The organism is Streptomyces sp. NPDC002851, from assembly GCF_053591935.1.
The window spans coordinates 14,634-36,069 of sequence record NZ_JBSFUT010000019.1; the positions used below are offsets into that span (position 1 = coordinate 14,634).

Sequence of the window (21,436 nt, forward strand, 5' to 3'; positions counted from 1 at the left end):
GCCGTGGTCACTCAATGGATGGCTGGGGCCGTCGTCGGTGCGACACCGGAAAAGACGCACGCGCGAACCCAGCGGTGTGAGATCTGCCATTTCCGTTTATGCCCGACTATGAGTCACTTGCAAGGTTGCCCGAACCTCCGCACCTTTGACGTACGCCCTCCGCCCCCGCAGCCGTCCCAGGGAGCCTCATGCGCCGCCGAATACCCACCGTTCCGCCCGTCGCCCTCACCGGGGGCGCGCTGGCTGTCGGGGCCGGTGGTCTCTACCTTGCGGGGCTCCTCGTCACCGGGGACGGAATCGACTCCGGCACGACGGTCAGCGGCGTCGACATAGGCGGCCTGAGCCGCGCCGAGGCGACCGCCCGCCTGGAGAAGGAGCTGCTGCCCTCAGCGAACCGGCCGCTGCCGGTCAAGATCGGCGAGCGCACCGCCCAGGTCGACCCGGACCGCGCGGGCCTCTCCGTCGACATCCCGGCCACCCTCGACGAGGCGGCCCACAGCGGCGCCGACCCGGTCACCGTGATCGGCGGGCTCTTCCGCTCCGGTGGCCCCGTCGACCCCGTGATCCGTACCGACGAGGACAAGGCCCGCTCGGCCCTGAAGAAGCTGGCCGCCGAGAACGAGCAGAAGGTCCGTGACGGCTCCGTCACCTTCTCCGGCGGCACGTACAAGCAGGTGACCGCGCGCACCGGCCACGCCCTGGACGTGGCCGCCGCGGTCGACCCGCTGCGTACGGCGTACGAGAAGCGGGCGGTGGCTGCCCCGCAGCAGAAGACCGCGAAGGCGGTGACGCTGCCCACCCACACGACCGAGCCGAAGGTCTCCCGCGAGGAGACCGAGCGGGCGGTACGCGAATTCGCCCGGCCCGCGATGTCCGGCCCCATCACGCTGAAGATCGGGGACAAGCAGCTCACCGTCGGCCAGGCCGCCCTCGGCCGCCACCTCACGATGAAGCCACAGACCGAAAGCAACGCCGGCGACGACGGTGACAAGGTCCGCCTGACCCCGCGCCTCGACGTCGAGGGCCTGCGCGCCGACCCCGAGGTGGCCGGGCCGCTCGGTGAGCTCACCGGAGAGCCCGAGGAGGCCAAGCTGGGCGTCGAGGGCGGCAAGGTGGTCGCCCTCACCGAGGGCAAGCCCGGCCTCACGGTCAGCGACAAGGCGCTGCGCAAGGCCGTGCTGCCGCTGCTCACCAAGACCGGCGCGGCCGCCCGCACCGGCGAGGTGGCCGCCCAGGTCGAGCAGCCCGAGATGACCCGGGAGAGCGTCGGGCAGCTCGGCCTCAAGGAGCAGATGTCGACCTTCACGGTCAACTTCGAGCCCGCCCCGTACCGCACCACGAACATCGGCCGCGCCGCCGAGCTGATCAACGGTTCCGTCGTCATGCCCGGCAAGACCTGGAGCTTCAACGACACCGTGGGCGAGCGCACCAAGGCCAACGGCTTCGTGGAGGGCACGATGATCCTCAACGACCGGTACTTCAAGTCGCAAGGCGGCGGCGTCTCGGCCGTGGCCACCACCATGTTCAACGCGATGTTCTTCGCCGGAGTGAAGCCGGTCGAGTACGGCGCCCACTCGTTCTACATCGAGCGCTATCCGGAGGGGCGGGAGGCCACGGTCGCCTGGGGCAGCCTCGACCTGCGCTTCAACAACGACTCCGGGAACGCGATCTACATCCAGGCCCAGGCCACCGACTCGTCGATCACCGTCACCTTCTTCGGCACGAAGAAGTACGACGAGATCGTGGCGACCAAGGGCCCGCGCGAGAACGTGAAGGAACCCGCGAAGAAGAAGAGCTCCAGCAAGACCTGCGAGCCGCAGACCCCGATGGAGGGCTTCGACATCACGGTGGAGCGCATCTTCAAGCAGGACGGCGAGGAAGTGAAGCGGGAACCGTTCCGTACGCATTACACGCCGCGGGACGAGGTCATCTGCGAGAAGGACTGACCCGGCTCACCCCGCGGTCAGCCACGCCAACACCCCGGCCACGTCCTCGACCACCGGCACCCCGGCCGGTGGTTCGGGGCGGCGTACGACGAGCACGGGCAGGCCGAGCCGGCGGGCGGCGACCAGCTTCGCGGCCGTTGCCGCGCCGCCGCTGTCCTTCGTGACGAGGATGTCGATCCGCCGCGAGGCGAGCAGCGCGGCCTCCCCGTCGACCGTGAACGGCCCCCGGTCGAGCAGGACTTCGGTGCTGCGGGGCAGCGGCGGATCCGGTGGTTCCACGGAGCGTACGAGGAAGTGAAGCCCGTCCAGGTGCGCGAAGGCGGCGAGCCCGAGGCGCCCGGTGGTGAGGAACACCCGCCCGTTCCCCGCGAGTTCGGGCAGCACGGCGGCCGCCTCGGCGAGCGACGCCACACCGTGCCAACGGTCCCTGGGCTCCTGCCGCCAGCCCGGGCGGCGCAGCGCGACCAGGGGCACGCCGGTCGCGGCCGCGGCGTAGGCGGCATGGGCGCTGATACCCGCGGCGAACGGATGCGTGGCATCGACAAGCGCGGTGACCCCGTGCTCCCGCACCCAGTCGGCAAGCCCCTCGGCCCCACCGAACCCCCCGACGCGCACCTCCCCGGGCAGCGCGGCGGGCCGCTCGACCCGCCCGGCCAGCGAACTCGTGACCCGCACACCGGGCTGCCGCCGCACCAGCTCACCGGCAAGCCGCCGGGCTTCGGCGGTGCCGCCGAGGAGGAGGACGTGAGGGGAGAGGACGTGCGGGGACAAGACCGGGCCCAAGATTCCGTTCGCCCTAACCCCGAGCCCCCCGCGCCCCCACATCCAGCCTGCGCAGCAAATACGTATCCATGATCCACCCCTTCCGCTCCCGAGCCGCCGCCCGCACCTCAAGAATCCGCGGCGCCGCCTCCGCAATCGGCCCGGAGACCAGGATCTCGTCCGGCGTCCCGATATAGGCCCCCCAGTGGATCTCCATATCCTCCTCGGCGTACCGCATGAACGCCTGATGCGCGTCGAGCATCACCACCACATCGTCCACCCCCGGAGGGAACCCCTCGGCGAGCCGCCGCCCGGTGGTGATCTGCACCGGCCGGGCCACCCGGTTCAGGCCGGTGCGGTGCTTCGCGACGAGCGCGGAGACGCTGCTGACCCCCGGAATCACGTCGTACGCGAACTCCACCCGCCCGCGCGCGAGCACCTCCTCGAGGATGCCGATCGTCGAGTCGTAGAGCGCCGGGTCGCCCCACACCAGGAACGCCCCGTGCTCGTCCTCGGCAAGCTCCTCGCGCACCATCCGCTCGTAGATGTCCGCGCGGCGGCTGCGCCAATCGTCCACGGCGGGCGCGTAGTTGTTCGTACGGCGATCGCGGGCCGGGTCGCGGTCCTCGGCCACGCGGTACGAGCCGGGCGGCAGATGTGCGTCGAGAATGTGCCGGCGCAGTTGCACGAGGTCGGCCTTCTCCTCGCCCTTGTCGAGGATGAAGAAGACATCCGTGGCCTTGAGCGCCTTGACGGCCTGGAGGGTCAGGTGGTCGGGGTCGCCCGCCCCGATACCGATCACATGAATCGTTCGCACCGCCCCAGTCTGCCGTACGCCCGAACGCGCCCGGCGCCGCGGTCAGTGCTCAGTGCTCCAGGTCGCAGACGTCGGTGCCGTTTGCGGGGCGCACGTCCCACTCGGGGAAGGGGTCGGCCATGCTGGTCCAGTGCTCCGGGCCCGCGGTCAGTTCGGCGTCGGTGAGCAGGCAGCGGGCGAGGGCGTCGCGCAGCTCCTGGTGGCGCAGGCCGGTGCCGATGAAGACGAGTTCCTGACCTTGCACGGGGTCGTCGCCGTGTGCCGCGGCGGACGGCTCGAAGCGGGCGACGGCGCCCGCGTGCGACCACAGGCCGGTGACGCCGGGCCGGGTGGCGAGGGTGAAGAAGCCCTTGGAGCGCAGCACGTCACCGTACGTCCCGTGGTCGAGCGGCCCGGTGATCAGCTGCCAGAGCCGCTCGGGGTGGAAGGGCCGCGGGTCGCGCAGGACCAGGGAGGAGATGCCGTACTCCTCGGTCTCCGGCACGTGGTCGCCGTTCAACTCGGCCACCCAGCCCGGCGCTTGCTCGGCCTTCGCGAGGTCGAAGAGTCCGGTGCCGAGCAGTTCGGCGGGGTCGATCACGCCGTGCGTGATACGGCGGACGCGGGCGGCGGGGTTGAGGCGGGCCAGGGTCGCCGCGAGCCGGTCGGCCTCCTGCTCGGTGACCAGATCGGTCTTGTTGAGCAGGATCACGTCGGCGAACTCGACCTGGTCCACGAGCAGATCGGTCACCGTGCGCTCGTCGTCCTCGACCGGCGCGAGGCCGCGCTCGGTCAGATCGTCGCCGCGGCCCAGCTCCGGCAGGAAGTTCACCGCGTCCACGACGGTCACCATCGTGTCCAGGCGGGCGAGCCCGGTGAGCGAGGCGCCGTCGTCCCGCGCGAAGGCGAAGGTGGCGGCGACCGGCATCGGTTCCGAGATGCCGCTGGACTCGATCAGGAGGTGGTCGAAGCGTTCCTCGCGGGCGAGCCGGGCCACCTCGTCGAGCAGGTCGTCGCGGAGGGTGCAGCAGATGCAGCCGTTGGTCAGCTCGACGAGCCGCTCCTCGGTGCGGGACAGGGCGCCCCCGTCGCGTACCAGCGAGGCATCGATATTGATCTCGCTCATGTCGTTCACGACGACGGCGACGCGCAGCCCGTCGCGGTTGGCGAGGATGTGGTTGAGGAGCGTCGTCTTGCCCGCGCCGAGAAAGCCGGAGAGCACGGTGACGGGCAGCAGCCCGCCGTCGGGAGCCTCGGGAGCGGGGGCAGGGGTGGACACGGGCGCCTCCTCGGGCGTGCAGGGGGGAGCGGGGCGGCCGAGCAGAGGGCACGGCGCCCGAGGAAGGCTAGCTTAATGGAAACGGTTTTCAAACACTGCTCTGGTCGCCGCGTAGCACCGGCGCGCACCGCGCCGCGTCCACCGGCGCTTCCTGCTGCTCGACCCGCGCCGCGAGCGCCTCGGCCCAGTCCGCGATTCCGGGCAGATCGAGTCCGTACGGGCCGGGGGCGCGGCCGATCGCGGTGGCGCCGCGGCGCAGCAGCCGGGCCCCGCCCGTGCGGTTGCCGCGGGCGGCGTGGGTCAGACCCACCGCCAGCTGGGCGAGCCCGCGCCACATCTGCCGCTCCTCCTCGGGCCCCGACTTCCAGGCGTCCTCGAAGACTTCGTGCGCGTGGAACGGTTTGCCCGCGTCGAGCAGCGCCTGCGCCTCGTCGAGCGTCTGCTTCGGAGTCCGCAGTACGCCCTCCGGCTGCCGCTCGACGCCCGGCGTGCCGTACGGCAGCGGGCGGCCGAGGCCGTCGCGGGGGCGGGCGCTGCGGGCGCGGCCCTCGGGGTCGCGGTCACGGTCGTTGTTCGTCACCCCTCGATTGTGGCGGTCAGGGGGTGATCGGTGCAGGTCCGGGGTGAGGTAAGGTTCTTTCTGCGTGACCGCGGGGCACCCCACGGTGAACGCATCGGGACGTGGCGCAGCTTGGTAGCGCACTTGACTGGGGGTCAAGGGGTCGCAGGTTCAAATCCTGTCGTCCCGACTGTGCGAAGTCGCAGGTCGAGGGGCCGCTTCGGAGGAATCCGAAGCGGCCCCTCGGCGCATTCCGGAGCGCCCTACCGGTGGTCCTCCTTCAGGAGTTCGTCGTCGGTGCGGACGTCCGGTCCCGGGGCGGGAATTGGGGTTACGCGAACCAGCCCTGCGGGGCGGGTCGCGTGTTGCGCCAGATGTGCTTGGTCTCGCGGTACTCGGCGAGTCCGGCCGGGCCCAGCTCACGGCCGGTGCCCGACTGCTTGTAGCCGCCCCATTCGGCCTGCGGCACATACGGGTGGAAGTCGTTGATCCACACCGTGCCCAGCCGCAGCGCCGACGCCATGCGGCGCGCCTTGGCCTCGTCGCTCGTCCATACGGCGCCCGCGAGGCCGTAGATCGTGTCGTTGGCGAGCCGTACCGCCTGCTCCTCGTCGACGAACCGCTCCACGGTCAGGACCGGTCCGAACGACTCTTCCTGGACGACCGACATACTGCTCGAGCACGCGTCGAGCACGGTCGGCAGGTAGAAGAAGCCCTGGTCGTACGCCGCGCCCGAGGGCCGGGCGCCGCCGCAGCGCAGCACCGCGCCCTCCTCCAGACCGCGCGCGACATACGCCTCGACCTTCGCCAGGTGGTCCGCCGAGATCAGCGGCCCGGTCCGGGCCCGCTCGTCGAACGGGCCGCCGAGCCGGATCCGCTCGGCCCTGCGCACCACCTCGTCGACGAACCGGTCGTGCAGTGAGTCCTCGACGAGCAGCCGGGTTCCGGCCGAGCAGACCTGGCCCGAGTGCAGGAACACCGCCGTGAGCGCCATGTCCACGGCGGCCTCGAAGTCGGCGTCCGCGAAAACGATGTTGGGGTTCTTGCCGCCCAGCTCAAGGGCGACCTTCTTGACCGTGCCGGACGCGGCGGCCATCAGCTGCCGTCCGGTGTTGAGCCCGCCGGTGAAGGAGACCAGGTCCACGTCCGGGTGGTCGCCGAGCGGCGCGCCCGCCTCGGGGCCCGCGCCGAGCACCAGGTTCGCCACCCCGGCCGGAAGCCCGGCCTCCGCGAGCAGCCGTACGAGGTGGATCGCCGTGTGCGGGGTCAGCTCGCTCGGCTTCAGGACGAAGGTGTTGCCCGCGGCCAGGGCGGGCGCCACCTTCCAGGCGGTCTGAAGCAGCGGATAGTTCCACGGGGTGATCAGCGCGCAGACGCCCACGGGTTCGTGCACGACATGGCTCTCGGCGTCCGGGACGCCCGTCTCGACGACCCGTCCCGCGTCCGCGGCCGCGAGCCGCCCGAAGTACCGGAAGCAGTTCGCGATGTCGTCCATGTCGTAGCCGCTCTCCACCAGGCGCTTGCCGGTGTCGAGCGACTCGGCGCGCGCCAGCGCGTCCTTGTCGCGGGCGAGCAGATCCGCGACGCGCAGCAGCAGATCGCCGCGCTCGGCGCCCGTCGTATGCGGCCAGGGCCCCTCGTCGAACGCGCGGCGGGCCGCGCCGATCGCGTCGAGGGTGTCCTTGCCGCTCGCCTCGTCGACGACGGCGACGAGCGAACCGTCGGCCGGGCAGCGGATCTCCCGGGTGCGCTCGTCGCGCGGGGACGTCCAGGTGCCGTCGATGAACAGATCAGGCACCCTCGACCCCCAGCTGCTTGATGAGCCACTCGTGGAAGATCCCGATGTGGTGTTCGGTCGGTACGAGGACGCCGCCGTCCCGGTAGGCGCGCGAGGACATCGCGGGCTGGGTGCGCTCGCAGGCCTCGAAGTCCTGCGCGTTGACCCGGTGGAACAGCTCCACCGACTTCGACACGTCGGCGCCCGACGCCACGACCTCCGGCGCGTACAGCCAGTCGCACTCGACGATCGTGCGGTCCTCCGCCATCGGGAACATGCGGTGCAGGATCACGTGGTCGGGCACCAGATTGATGAAGACGGTCGGCTTCACCGTCATCGCGTAGTAGCGCCGGTCCTGGTCCTCGGCGACCTCCGGAAGCCGCCCGAAGCCCTCGCTGCCGTCGACCGTGAACCCCTGCACCTCCTCACCGAACTCGGCGCCGTGCCCGACGTAGTACTGCGCCGCGTACCCGTCGGCGAACTCCGGGAGAACTTCGGTCAGTTCGGGGTGGATCGTCGCGCAGTGGTAGCACTCCATGAAGTTCTCGACGATCAGCTTCCAGTTCGCCTTCACGTCGTACGTGATCCGCTTGCCGAGCGCGAGGCCCTCGGTGCGGTAGTGGTCGATGGACGCCACATCCCCGAGACGCTCCACCACCGCACCGATCACCGTCTCCTCGAACGAGGGCGGCTCCTCGGCCAGGCACAGCCAGGCGTAGCCGAGCCACTCCCGCAGCGCGACCTTGATCAGGCCGTACTCGGTGCGGTCCACGTCGGGCATCTTCGTCAGGTTCGGCGCCGCGACCAGCTTGCCGTCGAGGTCATAGGTCCAGGCGTGGTACGGGCACTGGAGGTTGCGGCGCACCTCGCCCGACTCCTGGGTGCACAGTCGGGCGCCGCGGTGGCGGCAGACGTTCAGGAAGGCGCGCAGCTCACCGGTGCGGGACCGGGTGACCAGGACGCTCTCCCGGCCGACCTGGACCGTGCGGAACGCACCCGGCTTGTCGAGGTCGGCGCTGCGCACGGCGCAGAACCACATCGACTCGAAGACACGCTCCTGTTCGAGCCGGAACAGTTCGGGGTCGGTGTAGTAGTTCCCGGGCAGGGTGGCCACAAGGCTGGGGGCGATGGGGGTCGTCGTCACGGCGTACTCCGAACAGTTCGATGGGGCGGCGGACGGGCGACAACCAGCCCGTCCGGCGTTTGAGGACGAGCCCCTCCCCCAAGCTCTCAGCTTCGTTCGAGCAGGGAGGTACCCCCCTGGGGCGAAAGGGGTCTGGGGGCGCAGCCCCCAGAAGACGGCAACCGAGCCGACGGCACGGATACGTGATCCGTAAGGAACTCCCTAGCGGCGGATGCGGGTCATCTTCGGGTCGAACAACGGCTCGTCCGCGACAGTCGCCGGGACCTTCTCGCCGAAGTACTCGATGTGCACGCCCGTCCCGGACGCCAGCGGCGGAAGCCAGGCGTACGCGACACAGCGGCCCAGGGTGTAGCCGTACGAGGCGCTGGTGACGTATCCCGCCGGGGCGCCGCCCGCGCCCTCGACGTGTACCGGCTCCTTGCCGAGGACCACGGCGGCCGGGTCGTCCAGGAGCAGCGCGGTCAACTTCCGCCGCGGCGCGGGGAGTTCGGCGAGCGCGTCCCGGCCGACGAAGTCGCCCCGGTCCATCCGGACCGCGAAGCCGACGCCCGCCTCGTACGGATTGTGCTCCTCGGTCATGTCGTGACCCCAGGCGCGGTACCCCTTCTCCAGACGCAGGCTGTTGAACGCCGACCGACCGGCCGCGATCACGCCGAGGCCGCGCCCCGCCTCCCACAGCGTGTCCCACAGGCGAAGCCCGAGGTCGGCCGTGGTGTACAGCTCCCAGCCCAGCTCACCCACGTACGACAGGCGCATGGCCGTCACCGGCACATGGCCGAGGTAGGTCTGCTTCGCGCGGAAGTAGCCGAAGGCCTCGTGCGAGAAGTCGTCGCGGGTCAGCGGCTGCACCAGGTCGCGGGCGAGCGGACCCCAGACGCCGATGCAGCAGGTGCCCGACGTGATGTCGCTGATGTGCACGTCGTCCGGGGCGTGCCGAAGCAGCCAGTCCAGGTCGGCGGGCGAGTTGGCGCCCACCTGGAAGTGGTGCGGGGCCAGCCGGGCGACGGTCAGATCCGAGCGGATCCCGCCGTCCTCGTTCAGGAGCAGGGTGTACGTGACCGCGCCCGGCTTCTTCGCGAGGTTGTTGGACGTCATGCGTTGCAGGAAGTCCAGGGCGCCGGGACCGGTGACCTGAAGGCGGCGCAGCGGCGTCATGTCGTACAGGGCGACCTGCTCGCGCGTCACCCGCGCCTCGGCCGCGGCGATCGGCGACCAGTAGCGGGCCGACCAGGCGTCCCGCCCGGGCACGTCCGTCACCAGGTGGGCGTTGGCCTCGTACCAGTGCGGGCGCTCCCAGCCGCCGCCCTCCAGGAAGTGCGCGCCGAGCTCCTGCTGCCGGGCGTAGAACGGGCTGACCCGCAGCGGCCGCGGCTGCTCCATCGTCTGGAGCGGGTGGATGACGTCGTACACCTCGATGAACTGCTGCGCCCCGCGGTCGTGTACGTAGGCGGGGGAGCGCTGGGCGTCCTCGAACCGGGTCAGCTCGCACTCGTGCAGGTCGAGCGAGGGCTTGCCGTCGACCATCCACTCGGCGACGGCCTTGGCGACCCCCGCCGAGTGCGTGACCCACACGGCCTCGGCGAGCCAGAACCCGCGCAGCTGCCGCGCCTCGCCGAGCACCGGCATGCCGTCGGGCGTGAAGGAGAAGACACCGTTGAAGCCCTCCTCGACCTCCGCGTCCCGCAGCACCGGGAGCAGCCACTTGGCGTCCTGCCAGCTGGGCGCCCAGTCCTCCTCGGTGAACGGGTACGACGACGGCATGTCCATGTTCTGGGCGCGGGCCGTGTCGTAGTCGAGCACCGCGAACGGGTCGACGGGCAGCGGCTTGTGGGCGTAGCTGCCGATGCCGAGTCGCGTGCCGACCTGCTCAGCGTGCTCACGGAAGTACAGGTCGCGGTCCTGGAACCGCAGGATCGGCTTGGTGGCCTCGGTGCGCGGGCCGCCCGCGCCGTCGAGCTCGGGCAGCTGCTCCGTCTTCGCGTACTGGTGGGCGAGCGGAAGCAGCGGTACGTCGACCCCGGCCATGCGGCCGATGACGGGCCCCCAGAAACCGGCGGCGGACACGACGTGGTCGGCCGGGAAGGTGCCCCGGTCCGTGACGACGCCGGTGACCTTGCCGCCTTCCTGCTCGATACCGGTGACCGTGTGCCGCTCCAGGAAGGTGGCGCCGCGCTCCGTCGCCCGCTCCATCTGGGCGCGGGAGGCGAGCAGCGCGCGGGCCAGGCCGTCCTCGGGGGTGTGAAAGCCGCCGAGGACCTTCGACTCGTCGATGAGCGGCCACAGTTCCTTGCAGCGGGCCGCGGAGATCAGCTCCCCGCGCACGCCCCAGGCCGAGGCCCAGCCCGCCTTGCGGTGCAGATCGGCCCAGCGCTCCGGGGTGGTCGCGAGCTCGAGCCCACCGACCGGGTTGAAGCACGAAAGGCCGTCCACCTCAAGGGAGTTGAACTTCTCCACCGTGTACTTGGCGAACTCGGTGAGCGTCTTGGACGGGCCGGTACGGAAGACCAGACCGGGGGCGTGCGAGGTGGACCCGCCCGGAGCGGGCAGCGGGCCCTGTTCGAGGACGGTGACGTCGGTCCAGCCGCGGGCGGTGAGCTCATCGGCGAGCGAGCAGCCGACGATGCCTGCGCCGACGATGACGACGCGGGGGCTTGGGCGCGGAGTCCTTGGCATGGCTCTCCTTGGGAAATACAGCCTGTCCGGAGTTTCAGGACGGCCCGAAGGGCGATATGCGGTGCGCGAGCCGACGGCGCGATTCAGGCTCCGGTGCGCGACCGGTTCACAGCACGACCACCGAGCGCAGCACGTCACCGTGGTGCATCTTCGCGAAGGCTTCCTCGACCTGGTCGACGGAGATCTTCTCGGTGATGAAGCCGTTCAGGTCGAGCAGCCCGTACAGGTACTGGTCGATCAGGACCGGGAAGTCCCGGCTCGGCAGACAGTCCCCGTACCAGGACGACTTGAGGGCGCCGCCGCGCGAGAACAGGTCGATCAGCGGGATCTCGACCTGCATCTTCGGGTCCGGCACCCCGACCTGGACCAAGGTGCCCGCGTGGTCGCGCATGTAGAAGGCCTGCTTGTACGTCTCGGGGCTGCCCACCGCGTCGATCGCGAGGTCCACGCCGAACCCGTCGGTGAGCTTGCGTACGGCCTCGATCGGGTCCGTACCACGGGAGTTGACGGTGTGGGTGGCGCCGAACTTCTCGGCCTGGTCGAGCTTCTTGTCGTCGATGTCCACGGCGATGACCTTGCGCGCGCCGTTGAGGCAGGCGCCCGCGATGGCCGCGTTGCCGACACCGCCGCAGCCGATGACCGCGACCGTGTCGCCGCGCTGCACCTGGCCGGTGTTGACGGCGGCGCCGTAGCCCGCCATCACGCCGCAGCCGATGAGACCGGCCGCCTCGGGGCGGGCCGCGGCATCGACCTTCACCGCCTGCCCGGCCGAAACCAGCGTCTTCTCGGCGAAGGCGCCGATGCCGAGCGCCGGTGACAGCGGTGTGCCGTCGAGCAGGGTCATGGCCTGGGCCGCGTTGCGCGAGTCGAAGCAGTACCAAGGGCGGCCGCGGCGACAGGAGCGACAGGTTCCGCAGGGCGCACGCCAGGCGAGCACCACGTAGTCACCGGGGACGAGGTCGGCGACCCCGGCACCGACCGCCTCGACCGTACCGGCCGCCTCGTGGCCGAGCAGGAACGGGAAGTCGTCGTTGATCGCGCCCTCCCGGTAGTGCAGATCCGTGTGGCAGACCCCGCAGGCCTGCACCTTGACCAGGACCTCGCCCGGGCCGGGATCGGGAACGACGATCGTCTGCACCTCGACGGGTGCGCCCTTCTTGAGGGCGACGACGGCACGGACCTCGTGTGGCACGACGGAAACTCCCTTGCTGTTGCGCATTACACGATGCGCTGCGCTATGAGAGACGATGCGCTCATATTGGGAACGCCATCGGGACGCCGTCAAGAGGTCGTCGGTTACGCGTACGGAAATCGCTGCGGCGTGCAGGCAACGCGCCCGACACACGAGAACGCGGGGCCGGACGTCACCGGCCCCGCGTTCCGTTCGCCGCGGCGAGGTGCGCGTGGGGCGTGTGATGCGCGTAGCGCCATACGCACCACGGTGCGGCGTCGGCTCAGAAGCCGTACCCCAGGCGGCGGGACAGCTCCGCGGCGGCCGCCGCCGCGCGCTTCGCCAGCTCCGGCAACCGCTCCTCGGTCAGCCGGTACACCGGCCCGGAGACGCTGAGTGCGCCGATCACCTTGCCGTCGTGCGCCCGCACCGGTGCGGCCACGGCGGTCAGGCCGATCTCCAGCTCCTCCCTGGCCGGGGCGAATCCCTGCTCGATCACGGCGTCGAGCTCGGCGCGCAGGACCGCGGTGCCGGTCACGGTGTGCTCGGTGAACCGGGGCAGCGTGCGGGCGATCAGACCTTCGCGCAGGGCGCGCGGCAGATGGGCGAGGAACACCTTGCCGCTGGAGGTGGCGTGCAGCGGGGTGCGGCGGCCCAGCCAGTTCTGCGCGGTGACCGAGGCCGAGCCGCGCGCCTGCATGATGTTGACCGCGGCATCGTCGTCGAGGATGGCGATGTTGACGGTCTCGCCCAGTTCGTCCGCCAGATCGCGGCAGACGGGCGCCCCCTCCTGGGAGATGTCCAGACGCGCTGCCGCCGCCCCCGCGAGGCGCAGCACCCCCGCCCCCAGGAAGTACTTGCCCCGGTCGCTGGACTGGCTGACCAGACCGCGGTTCTCCAGGACGCCCAGGAGCCGGAATGCCGTGGACTTGTGCACCCCCAGCTCCTCGGCGATCTCCGTGACCCCCGCTTCGCCGTGGCGCGCGAGGCTCTCCATGACGCTGATGGCACGGTCCACGGACTGCACGGAGCCCGCCGAGCCTCGCACCTGCACTTGTTTATCGGACATGGCTGAACTCTCACCACCTGGCGGCCACTTGTCGGGCCGCATCTGCGAGAAGCCCTTGACGTGAGGGGCATCCCGACCGGATTCTGTCGCGCATAGCGCTTTCGAGTGCGTGATGCGGAACAGTAGGTTACTCGGCAGTCCTGACCAAGGGGTCACGCACCACTTGCTGCGTCGTACCGGAGCAACCCACGAGAAAGGCACAGCCTCATGAGGACCGTGACCGTGGTGGGCGCCTCGCTCGCCGGACTGTACGCCGCCCGGGAGCTGCGGGCGCAGGGCTTCGACGGCCGACTGGTGATCATCGGCGAGGAACAGCACCGCCCCTACGACCGACCGCCACTGTCCAAGGACTTCCTGGTCGGCACGGCGGCCGAGAGCGACCTGACCCTCTGCGACGACGAGGAGACCCTCGAACTCGGCGCCGAGTGGATGTTCGGCGTACGCGCCCGCGGCCTCGACGCCCGGGGCCGCACCGTCCTCCTCGAGAACGGCCGCACCGTGTCCACCGACGGCGTCGTGATCGCCACCGGCGCCCGCGCCCGACGGCTGCCCGGCCCCGAGTTCCGCGGCGTCCACACCCTGCGCACCCTTGATGAGGCCCGCGCGCTCCGCGGCGACCTGCTCCGCGGTCCGCAGCGGGTCGTGGTGATCGGTGGCGGCTTCATCGGCGCCGAGACCGCCTCGTCCTGCGTCGGCCTCGGGCATGACGTCACCGTCGTCGAGGCCGCGCCACTGCCGCTGCTGCCCCAACTCGGCTCCGACATGGCCGCGGCCTGCGCCGCGCTGCACGAACGCGGCGGCGCCCGGCTCATCACCGCGGCCGGCGTCGCCGCCCTGGAGGGCGAAAGCAGGGTGACCGCCGTCCGGCTCGCCGACGGCCGCCGCCTGCCCGCGGACGTGGTCGTCGTCGGCATCGGCGCCGTCCCCAACACCCAGTGGCTGGCCGGATCGACGCTCGCCTGCCACGACGGGGTGCTCTGCGACGACGGCTGCGTCACCGCACTGCCCCAGGTCGTCGCGGTCGGCGACGTGGCCCGCGTCGGCGGCTCCCGCGCCGAGCACTGGACCAGCGCCACGGCCCAGCCCCGGGTGGCCGTGCGCAACCTGCTCGCCGGACGGACCGTGGAGCACGCCCGCCCGCTGCCCTTCTTCTGGTCGGACCAGTACGGCTCCCGCATCCAGTTCGCCGGGCGGCGGCGCGAGGGCGATCTGCCGCGGGTCGTGGAGGGCTCGACCGAGGGGGGCGGCTTCCTCGCCGTCTACGAACGCGACGGCCGGACGACGGCCGCCCTCGCGGTGGACCGGCCCCGTCCGTTCACCCGCATCCGCCGCGAACTCGCCCGCGCGGAGGACCGGTCGACGGCCCCCGCCCCGGGCCAGCCCCCGGTCCCCGTCCCGGCCTCCTGCCTCCGCCCCACCCCCGCACTCCCCTGACCTGGCCTGTAGGGGGTATGTACGCGACGTTTCGTATCCAAGACGTAGCGGAACCGGTACACGACGCTTACCGAACCCGTGCGCGACGTGGTCACACGACGAGGTGGACGAGTTGGACTCCGTGGACATGAGCGCGTACAACTCGTCGAGAGCGCGGCTTAGATGACTGATTGCCGCGGTGCGTATGCTGCATGCACATCATCCCGTTGAACGTCGAAAGTGCTCCTGCATGACTATTTCTGGGGATTCATCTGATGTGCCCGCTCAGGTTCGCGGCGCCGAACCGGTGAAGGTGGTGGAGCATGAACTGTCCTTCAAGGGCTTCGATTTCACCTGCCGGATAGTGCAGCAGAGCGCCCCGGTCACCGAACCGCTCGTCCTGCTCGGCGGCTCCTCCCAGGACCGCTTCTCCTGGACGCGGTACGAGCGGCCACTGGCGCCCCTGTGCACCATGGTCACGGTGGATCTCCCGGGTTACGGCAGCGCGGACTTCCTGCCCGCGTGCTACGACATCGACTTCCTCACCGATGCCGTATGCCACATGCTGGACGAACTCGGCCTGCACCGGGCGAACTTGCTGGGCGCCTGCTTCGGCGGCGCCATCGCCCTGCGGTTCGCGCAGCGCTATCCCGACTTCCTGCGGCGGCTGATCCTCGTCGGCATGACCAAGTACATCCCGGAGGAGTACGCCGCCTTCGTGCCGCGCTGGCTACAGATGCTCGAAGACGGCCGGAACAGCGACATCGCCCAGGAACTCGTGGACCTGTTCATGTCGCCGCCCGGCACCGGGACGGTCCGCAAGCACGCCGCCGTATCCCGTTTGCTGTACCGGCAGTTCATGGCCCGGACCCCCGACCAGATCAGCATGGACGTGGAGCACAACGGGCGGCTGATGGGCCACGACTGGTACCGGCCGCAGCCGGTGCCGGACGTGCCCGCCCTCGTCCTCACCGGGGAGCACGACACCCTCATGCCGCCCGAGCAGGGCCGGGAGGTCGCCGCCGCGCTGGCCGGTGCCTGGTTCACCTCGGTCAAGGAGGCCGACCATCTGCTCGTGGTCGAGCGGATCGAGGAGACCGCCGACCTCCTCGCCCGCTTCTGCACGGACCGGCCGATCGACGACCTGCCCTACTGCGGCCCGGTCGAATTCGTCCCCCCGGACGGCACGAGCTCCCCGGCCCCGGGCCTGCTCAGTGGCGTCGGGCACACCCCGGGGGAGTTCGATACGGGGGCGGGTTAGCATATGAGCGCCGCCTAGCTCGAAAGATAAATCCTGTGACTGTCAACGCTGTCAACGACGACTCGTTCACCAACTGGAAGAACCGCGAGGAAATCGCGGAGTCGATGATCCCGATGATCGGGAAGCTGCACCGCGAGCGGGACGTCACCGTCCTGCTGCACAGCCGCTCCCTGGTGAACAAGTCGGTGGTCAGCATTCTCAAGACCCACCGGTTCGCCCGGCAGATAGCCGGCGAGGAGCTCTCGGTCACCGAGACGCTGCCGTTCCTGCAGGCCCTCACCACCCTCGACCTCGGCCCGTCCCAGATCGACATCGGTCTGCTCGCCGAGACGTACAAGGCGGACGACCGCGGCCTGTCGGTGGCGGACTTCACCGCCGATGCCGTCGCCGGTGCCACCGGCGCCCACAAGATCGAGCGCCGCGAGGGACGCGACGTCGTCCTCTACGGCTTCGGCCGCATCGGCCGCCTCGTGGCCCGGCTCCTGATCGAGAAGGCGGGCTCCGGCAACGGGCTGCGGCTGCGCGCCATCGTCGTGCGCGGAGGCGGCGAGCGGGCCGCCGAGGACATCGTGAAGCGCGCCTCGCTGCTGCGCCGTGACTCCATCCACGGCCAGTTCCAGGGCACCATCACCGTCGACGAGGAGAACAGCACGATCCTCGCCAACGGCAACGCGATCAAGGTGATCTACGCCAACGACCCGAGCGAGGTCGACTACACGGCGTACGGCATCAAGGACGCCATCCTCATCGACAACACCGGCAAGTGGCGCGACCGCGAGGGCCTGTCCAAGCACCTGCGCCCCGGCGTCGAGAAGGTCGTCCTGACCGCCCCGGGCAAGGGCGACGTCCCGAACATCGTGCACGGCGTCAACCACGACACGCTGAAGCCGGACGAGCAGATCATCTCCTGCGCCTCCTGCACCACCAACGCGATCGTCCCGCCGCTGAAGGCGATGGAGGACGAGTACGGCGTGCTGCGCGGCCACGTGGAGACGGTCCACTCGTTCACCAACGACCAGAACCTCCTTGACAATTACCACAAGTCCGAGCGCCGCGGCCGCTCCGCGCCGCTGAACATGGTCATCACCGAGACCGGTGCCGCCTCCGCCGTCGCCAAGGCGCTGCCGGACCTCAAGGCGAAGATCACCGGCAGCTCGATCCGCGTCCCCGTGCCGGACGTCTCGATCGCGATCCTCAACCTCCAGCTCGCCCGCGAGACCGACCGCGAAGAGGTCCTCGAGTACCTCCGCGAGGTGTCGCTGACCTCGCCGCTGCGCCGCCAGATCGACTTCACCAGCGCGCCCGACGCGGTCTCCAACGACTTCATCGGCTCGCGGCACGCCTCGATCGTCGACGCCGGTGCCACCAAGGTCGAGGGCGACAACGCGATCCTCTACCTGTGGTACGACAACGAGTTCGGCTACTCGTGCCAGGTCATCCGGGTCGTCCAGCACGTCTCCGGAGTGGAGTACCCGACGTACCCGGCCACGGCGGTCTGATCGCTCTTTCCGCTCTTTGAAGGTGTGCGGGTGGCGCCGGGGTCCGTGTGGGCCCCGGCGCCGCTGTGTCACCAGATGTCCTCGACCCACTCCGGGTGGTCGATGAACGGGTTCCGGTTCTTCTGGAACCGGTCGTAGATGACGTCGTTCCGGTTCTTCTCGAAGTCGTCCGGCGGGTCCTCGGCGTGCCACTGCTTCAGGACCGACAGACGGCCGATGTAGGGCGCCGAGCCGTTGTCCACCTGGTCGTTGGGCTCCAGGTCGGCGAAGCCGTCCTCGCCGTCGTAGCGGACGGCCATGTAGAGGATCATCCGGGCCACATCGCCCTTGACCGCGTCGCGGGCCTCGAACGAGTCGCCGTCCGTGAAGTTGCCGGGCGCCCCGTCGACCTCGCTGCCGCCGTCGTCGAAGTCCTTGTTGCCGCGGATGCTGTTGACCGTCACGTCGGTCGGGCGCAGGTGGTGGATGTCGGTGCCCGGGCCGGTGGAGGTGCCGAAGTCGCCGTGGGACTTGGCCCAGACGTGTTCGCGGTTCCAGTCGCCCTGGTCGCCGCCGTTGCTGTTCTTGCTCCGTGACTCGCCGGAGTAGAGCAGGATCACATTGGCGCTGTTCGCCGGGTCCTCGTCGGTGACCCTCAGGGCGTCCCAGACCTGGTTGTACGACAGTTTCGTCTGGTCGCTGATGATGGTGTGCAGGGCGGCCTTCAGCTCGGGGCCGGTCTTGCCGAGCGCGTCCTGGTAGTACGTGTCGTCGGCAGCGGGGGCCGCTGATGTGGGGGTTGCCGTGGCGGCCGACGGGAGCGTGAGCCCGGCCACCACGGTGGCGGTGGCCAGGGTGAGTATCAACCGTCGTCTGTGCGGGACGGGCATGTGGGGTGTCCTTTCCCGGAGTCGCGTTCTACGCGGGTTGACCAGGGGTCTCCGGGAGCGTGACACGACCGGTGGCGGTGGATGTGAACGGCGCGGGTCGGTCACGTGACAATGTCGTGGACACGTCGAAATCCCCGTGCGGCTGCAAGGGGCGGACGATGTGGGGCAGTTGAGGAGTTGACGCGTTGAGGAGCTGGGGAGGCGGGGCCGTACCGGACGGTTCCGGTACGGCCTCCGTCACTCCTCGAAGTGGGCGTCCAGGACCTCGTCCAGGCGGGCCGTCCACTCCTTGAGCTCGCGGCGGCTCGGGGCTTCGACCTCGGCCGGGTACGAGCGGTTGGCGGTGGTGTGCACGGTCACCGTGAACCGGCGGCCGAACCGCGCCGCGATGTGCTCGACCGCGCCGATCTCGTCCCAGGTGAACTCGGCCTCCTGGTCGTCGAGTTGGAACCGCACGCCGGAGCCGTTCACTTCGATGGCGCCTCGTCGGTCGGAGGCCTCGAAGGTCGGGGCGTCGTCGTCCGGGGTGGCCGACTTCGTGGCGTCCGACGCCGGGGTGTCGTCGGCCTCGGCCTCGGCGTCGGCCTCAGCCTCGGCGTCGTCGTCGGCGTCCGCGGCGGCCTCCGAGGCGTCGGGCTCCCCGGCGGGCTCGGCGGGCCCGGCGGCCCCGGAGTCTCCCGGGGTGCCGTCCGCTTCGGGCTCGGCTTCGGGCTTAGCCGACTCCGTCGGCTCGTCCGGAGCGGCGGGCGTGATGCCGGGGATGAACGCCGGATCCGTCGAGGCGATGTGCAGGGGGCTGTCGTTCGGGTCTATGCGCTTTTCCACGGTGCGCAGTATGGCCGACGGAGCTGTGCCGGTGCGCCAGGGGGAGCGTGGATCGGCGTCAGGGCCCGCCTCCGCGTCCGTACCCTCAAGCGCTGCCGGGGGATAGGTGGGCATAGCATCGGTCTCCGCATGGAAACTCTCCCTCTCTGGCAGCTGGCCGTGCTCGCCGCAGCCGCCGCACTGGTCGGCTTCTCCAAGACCGCGGTCAGCGGCGCCAACACCGTCAGCCTCGCGGTCTTCGCGGCGGTCCTGCCCGCCCGCGAGTCCACCGGGGTACTGCTGCCGCTGCTCATCGCCGGGGATGTACTCGCCGTGCTCACCTATCGGCGGCACGCCCACTGGCCCACGCTCTGGCGGCTCTTCCCCGCGGTCGCGGCGGGCGTGGTCGCGGGCACGGTGTTCATGGTGTGGGCCGACGACGCGGCGGTACGCGTGTCGATCGGCGCGATCCTGCTGTTCATGTCGGGCCTGACCCTGTGGCGCCGACGGCGGGCGGCACGCGGTGACGCGGACGCACCCATGGATGACGCACCCATGGATAAGGGGGAGGGGAGTGAGAGGGGTGCGGGCTCCGGGCGCGGGCGGCTCAAGGCTCGTTCGTACGGTGTGCTCGGGGGCTTCACGACGATGGTCGCCAACGCGGGCGGCCCCGTCATGTCCCTCTATCTGCTCTCCGCGGGTTTCCGGAAGCTCGGCTTCCTGGGGACGTCGGCGTGGTTCTTCCTGATAGTGAACGTCTCGAAGGTGCCGTTCAGCGTCGGGCTCGGTCTCATCGACGGCCCGTCGCTGCTGCTCGACGCGGCGCTCGTGCTGTTCGTGATCCCGGGCGCGTATCTCGGGAAGCTCTGCGTGGACCGGATCGACCAGCGGCTCTTCGAGCGCGTGGTGATCTGGGCGACCGTCCTCGGCGGGATGCAGCTGGTGCTGCGCTGACGGTTACGGCTGGCCTGACCCTGGCCCTGGCCGCCGGGACGGCGCTCGGTGGGGAGCGGATACGATCCGGTTCATGAGCGCACATGATCAAGAAGCCGCCGACGGGGACCGGGAGAAGGCCGCCGCGACCGAGGCCGCACCGGAGGCGGAGTCGGCGCCGACCACCAAGGCCGGGCCCGAGTCCGAACCCGAGGACCGGCCTCAGGACGAGGCGGACGTCGAGGCCGAAGACGGGCCCGAGGACGGGCACGCGGACAGGCCCGAGGACGGGCTCGAGGACAAGCCCGAGGTCAAGCCCGAGGACGGGCTTGACGACGGGCCCGACGACGAGGCCGGGCCCGTCGGGCTCACGCCACGGCAGGCCCGGCGGCTGCGGATCGCCGCGGCCGCCGTCCTCATGGCCGTCGCGGCGGCGGTGCTCGCGATACGCCTGGCCAGCCGCTCCTCGGTCCTGGTCGTCGGCGTGTACGGGCTGCTGCTCATCCTCTGCGGAATCGTGATCGAACTCAGCCGCCGGGGACGGACCCGGCTCGGCACGTGGCTGCTCGGCGCGGGCCTGGTGGCCGCACTCGTGGCGGACTGGGTCGTGCTGCCCTGACACCTCCCGCCCCGCCCAGAGGCCCAGACGCCCCTGGGGCCCGTCTCCCCGACCTTCGCGGGCCCCGAAGGTCGGGAAGACGGGCCCTAGTCCGTAAACACCCCGTGCCGCCCCGCCCCCGAAGCAAAACGCTCCGCCCCCGCCAGGCTCTCGCTCAACACCCCCATCCCGTAGCGGAGTTCGCGGGCCATCGCCTCCTCCTCGGAGCGGCCCTCCTGGTTCCGTACGGAGGCCCGGTCGCTGCGGAGGCACGCCTGCGGGAAGCGGGCCATCTCGGCGGCGAGGTCCTCGGCCGCGGCCCGCGCGCCTCCGGGCGGCACCAGGCGGTTGGCCAGGCCCATCGCGTACGCCTCGGGTGCGGGCACCGGACGCCCCGTCAGAATCAGGTCCATGGCGCGGCTTTCGCCGATGAGCCGCGGCAGCCGCACCGTACCGCCGTCGATCAGCGGCACGCCCCAGCGGCGGCAGAACACCCCGAACACGGCGTCCTCCTCGGCCACCCGCAGATCGCACCAGAGCGCCAGCTGCAGGCCGCCCGCCACCGCGTGCCCGCTGACCGCCGCGATCACCGGCTTGGACAGGCGGAGCCGGGTCGGCCCCATCGGACCGTCCCCGTCCGCCGCGACCCGGTTGCCGTCCGCCGTGCCGACCTTCTTCAGGTCCGCGCCCGCGCAGAACGTGCCGCCCTCGCCCCAGAGCACCGCCACGCGGGCCTCCGGGTCCGCCTCGAACTCCCGGAAGGCGTCCGCGAGTCGGTCCGCCGTCGGCCCGTCGACGGCATTGCGCGCCTCGGGCCGGGACAGGACCACCGTGGTCACCGGGCCGCGGTGCTCGGTGCGCACCGCGGCGGCCCCGCCCATCT

18 protein-coding genes and 1 tRNA gene are annotated in these 21,436 nt (G+C 70.9%); 7 read left to right on the forward strand and 12 right to left on the reverse strand.

The features are described from left to right. Positions 1–188 precede the first annotated feature (188 nt). On the forward strand, positions 189–1,946 hold the full coding sequence (locus ACWD10_RS20905; RefSeq protein ID WP_451093057.1) for a VanW family protein: 1,758 nt from the start codon (positions 189–191) through the stop codon (positions 1,944–1,946). A 6-nt stretch (positions 1,947–1,952) separates the two neighbouring features. On the opposite strand, the gene ACWD10_RS20910 is transcribed toward ACWD10_RS20905, so the two are convergent. The 4 genes from ACWD10_RS20910 to ACWD10_RS20925 form a co-directional block, all read right to left on the reverse strand. After that, complete coding sequence (locus ACWD10_RS20910) at positions 1,953–2,717, reverse strand: cobalt-precorrin-6A reductase (RefSeq protein ID WP_451093058.1); 765 nt, start codon at positions 2,715–2,717, stop codon at positions 1,953–1,955. A gap of 25 nt (positions 2,718–2,742) precedes the next feature. Next, positions 2,743–3,525: a precorrin-6A synthase (deacetylating) gene (gene cobF / locus ACWD10_RS20915; protein ID WP_451093060.1), complete on the reverse strand. Its 783-nt coding sequence runs from the start codon at positions 3,523–3,525 to the stop codon at positions 2,743–2,745. A gap of 49 nt (positions 3,526–3,574) precedes the next feature. Next, a complete protein-coding gene (locus ACWD10_RS20920) occupies positions 3,575–4,783 on the reverse strand; it encodes a GTP-binding protein (RefSeq protein ID WP_451093062.1) in 1,209 nt (402 codons plus the stop codon). An 88-nt stretch (positions 4,784–4,871) separates the two neighbouring features. After that, positions 4,872–5,363 (reverse strand): DUF309 domain-containing protein, encoded by a 492-nt coding sequence (locus tag ACWD10_RS20925; protein WP_451093064.1) that lies wholly within the window; start codon positions 5,361–5,363, stop codon positions 4,872–4,874. Between the two features lie 95 nt (positions 5,364–5,458). Here ACWD10_RS20925 and ACWD10_RS20930 point away from each other — a divergent pair. Next, positions 5,459–5,532: transfer RNA gene (locus ACWD10_RS20930), tRNA-Pro, on the forward strand. Between the two features lie 141 nt (positions 5,533–5,673). Here ACWD10_RS20930 and ACWD10_RS20935 read toward each other — a convergent pair. The 5 genes from ACWD10_RS20935 to ACWD10_RS20955 form a co-directional block, all read right to left on the reverse strand. After that, positions 5,674–7,140 (reverse strand): aldehyde dehydrogenase family protein, encoded by a 1,467-nt coding sequence (locus tag ACWD10_RS20935; protein WP_451093066.1) that lies wholly within the window; start codon positions 7,138–7,140, stop codon positions 5,674–5,676. Then, a complete protein-coding gene (locus ACWD10_RS20940; RefSeq protein ID WP_451093068.1) occupies positions 7,133–8,263 on the reverse strand; it encodes an aromatic ring-hydroxylating oxygenase subunit alpha in 1,131 nt (376 codons plus the stop codon). Before ACWD10_RS20940 ends, ACWD10_RS20935 begins: the two co-directional genes overlap by 8 nt. Before the next feature lie 201 nt (positions 8,264–8,464). Then, entirely contained in the window at positions 8,465–10,936 is a 2,472-nt protein-coding gene (locus ACWD10_RS20945) for a GcvT family protein (protein WP_451093070.1), read from the reverse strand. A 106-nt stretch (positions 10,937–11,042) separates the two neighbouring features. Continuing rightward, entirely contained in the window at positions 11,043–12,128 is a 1,086-nt protein-coding gene (locus tag ACWD10_RS20950) for an S-(hydroxymethyl)mycothiol dehydrogenase (protein ID WP_451093072.1), read from the reverse strand. Positions 12,129–12,390: 262 nt separating this feature from the next. Then, positions 12,391–13,176 carry an IclR family transcriptional regulator gene (locus ACWD10_RS20955; RefSeq protein WP_451093074.1) on the reverse strand — a complete coding sequence of 262 codons (786 nt, stop codon included), beginning with the start codon at positions 13,174–13,176 and terminating at the stop codon, positions 12,391–12,393. Between the two features lie 207 nt (positions 13,177–13,383). Here ACWD10_RS20955 and ACWD10_RS20960 point away from each other — a divergent pair, with 207 nt between their 5' ends. The 3 genes from ACWD10_RS20960 to ACWD10_RS20970 all read left to right on the forward strand — a co-directional run bounded on the left by ACWD10_RS20960 (position 13,384) and on the right by ACWD10_RS20970 (position 17,349). Continuing rightward, entirely contained in the window at positions 13,384–14,610 is a 1,227-nt protein-coding gene (locus tag ACWD10_RS20960; RefSeq protein ID WP_451093076.1) for an NAD(P)/FAD-dependent oxidoreductase, read from the forward strand. 256 nt (positions 14,611–14,866) lie between these two features. Beyond that, positions 14,867–15,850, forward strand: coding sequence for an alpha/beta fold hydrolase (locus ACWD10_RS20965; RefSeq protein ID WP_451093078.1), 984 nt, complete (start codon positions 14,867–14,869; stop codon positions 15,848–15,850). 35 nt (positions 15,851–15,885) lie between these two features. After that, positions 15,886–17,349, forward strand: coding sequence for a glyceraldehyde-3-phosphate dehydrogenase (locus ACWD10_RS20970; RefSeq protein ID WP_451093080.1), 1,464 nt, complete (start codon positions 15,886–15,888; stop codon positions 17,347–17,349). A 68-nt stretch (positions 17,350–17,417) separates the two neighbouring features. Here the strand turns inward: ACWD10_RS20970 and ACWD10_RS20975 are convergent, their stop codons facing one another. Both ACWD10_RS20975 and ACWD10_RS20980 read right to left on the reverse strand, forming a co-directional pair. Continuing rightward, positions 17,418–18,218: an endonuclease I family protein gene (locus ACWD10_RS20975; protein ID WP_451093082.1), complete on the reverse strand. Its 801-nt coding sequence runs from the start codon at positions 18,216–18,218 to the stop codon at positions 17,418–17,420. A gap of 237 nt (positions 18,219–18,455) precedes the next feature. Then, complete coding sequence (locus ACWD10_RS20980; RefSeq protein WP_451093084.1) at positions 18,456–19,043, reverse strand: hypothetical protein; 588 nt, start codon at positions 19,041–19,043, stop codon at positions 18,456–18,458. A 129-nt stretch (positions 19,044–19,172) separates the two neighbouring features. Here ACWD10_RS20980 and ACWD10_RS20985 point away from each other — a divergent pair, with 129 nt between their 5' ends. After that, entirely contained in the window at positions 19,173–19,976 is an 804-nt protein-coding gene (locus ACWD10_RS20985; RefSeq protein ID WP_451093086.1) for a sulfite exporter TauE/SafE family protein, read from the forward strand. A 73-nt stretch (positions 19,977–20,049) separates the two neighbouring features. Then, positions 20,050–20,574, forward strand: a complete 525-nt coding sequence (locus tag ACWD10_RS20990) for a hypothetical protein (protein ID WP_451093088.1) — start codon at positions 20,050–20,052, stop codon at positions 20,572–20,574. 86 nt (positions 20,575–20,660) lie between these two features. Here the strand turns inward: ACWD10_RS20990 and ACWD10_RS20995 are convergent, their stop codons facing one another. Then, the gene (locus tag ACWD10_RS20995) at positions 20,661–21,434 is read right to left on the reverse strand and encodes a crotonase/enoyl-CoA hydratase family protein (protein WP_451093276.1); all 774 of its coding nucleotides are present in this window, start codon (positions 21,432–21,434) and stop codon (positions 20,661–20,663) included. Between the last annotated feature and the right edge of the window lie 2 nt (positions 21,435–21,436).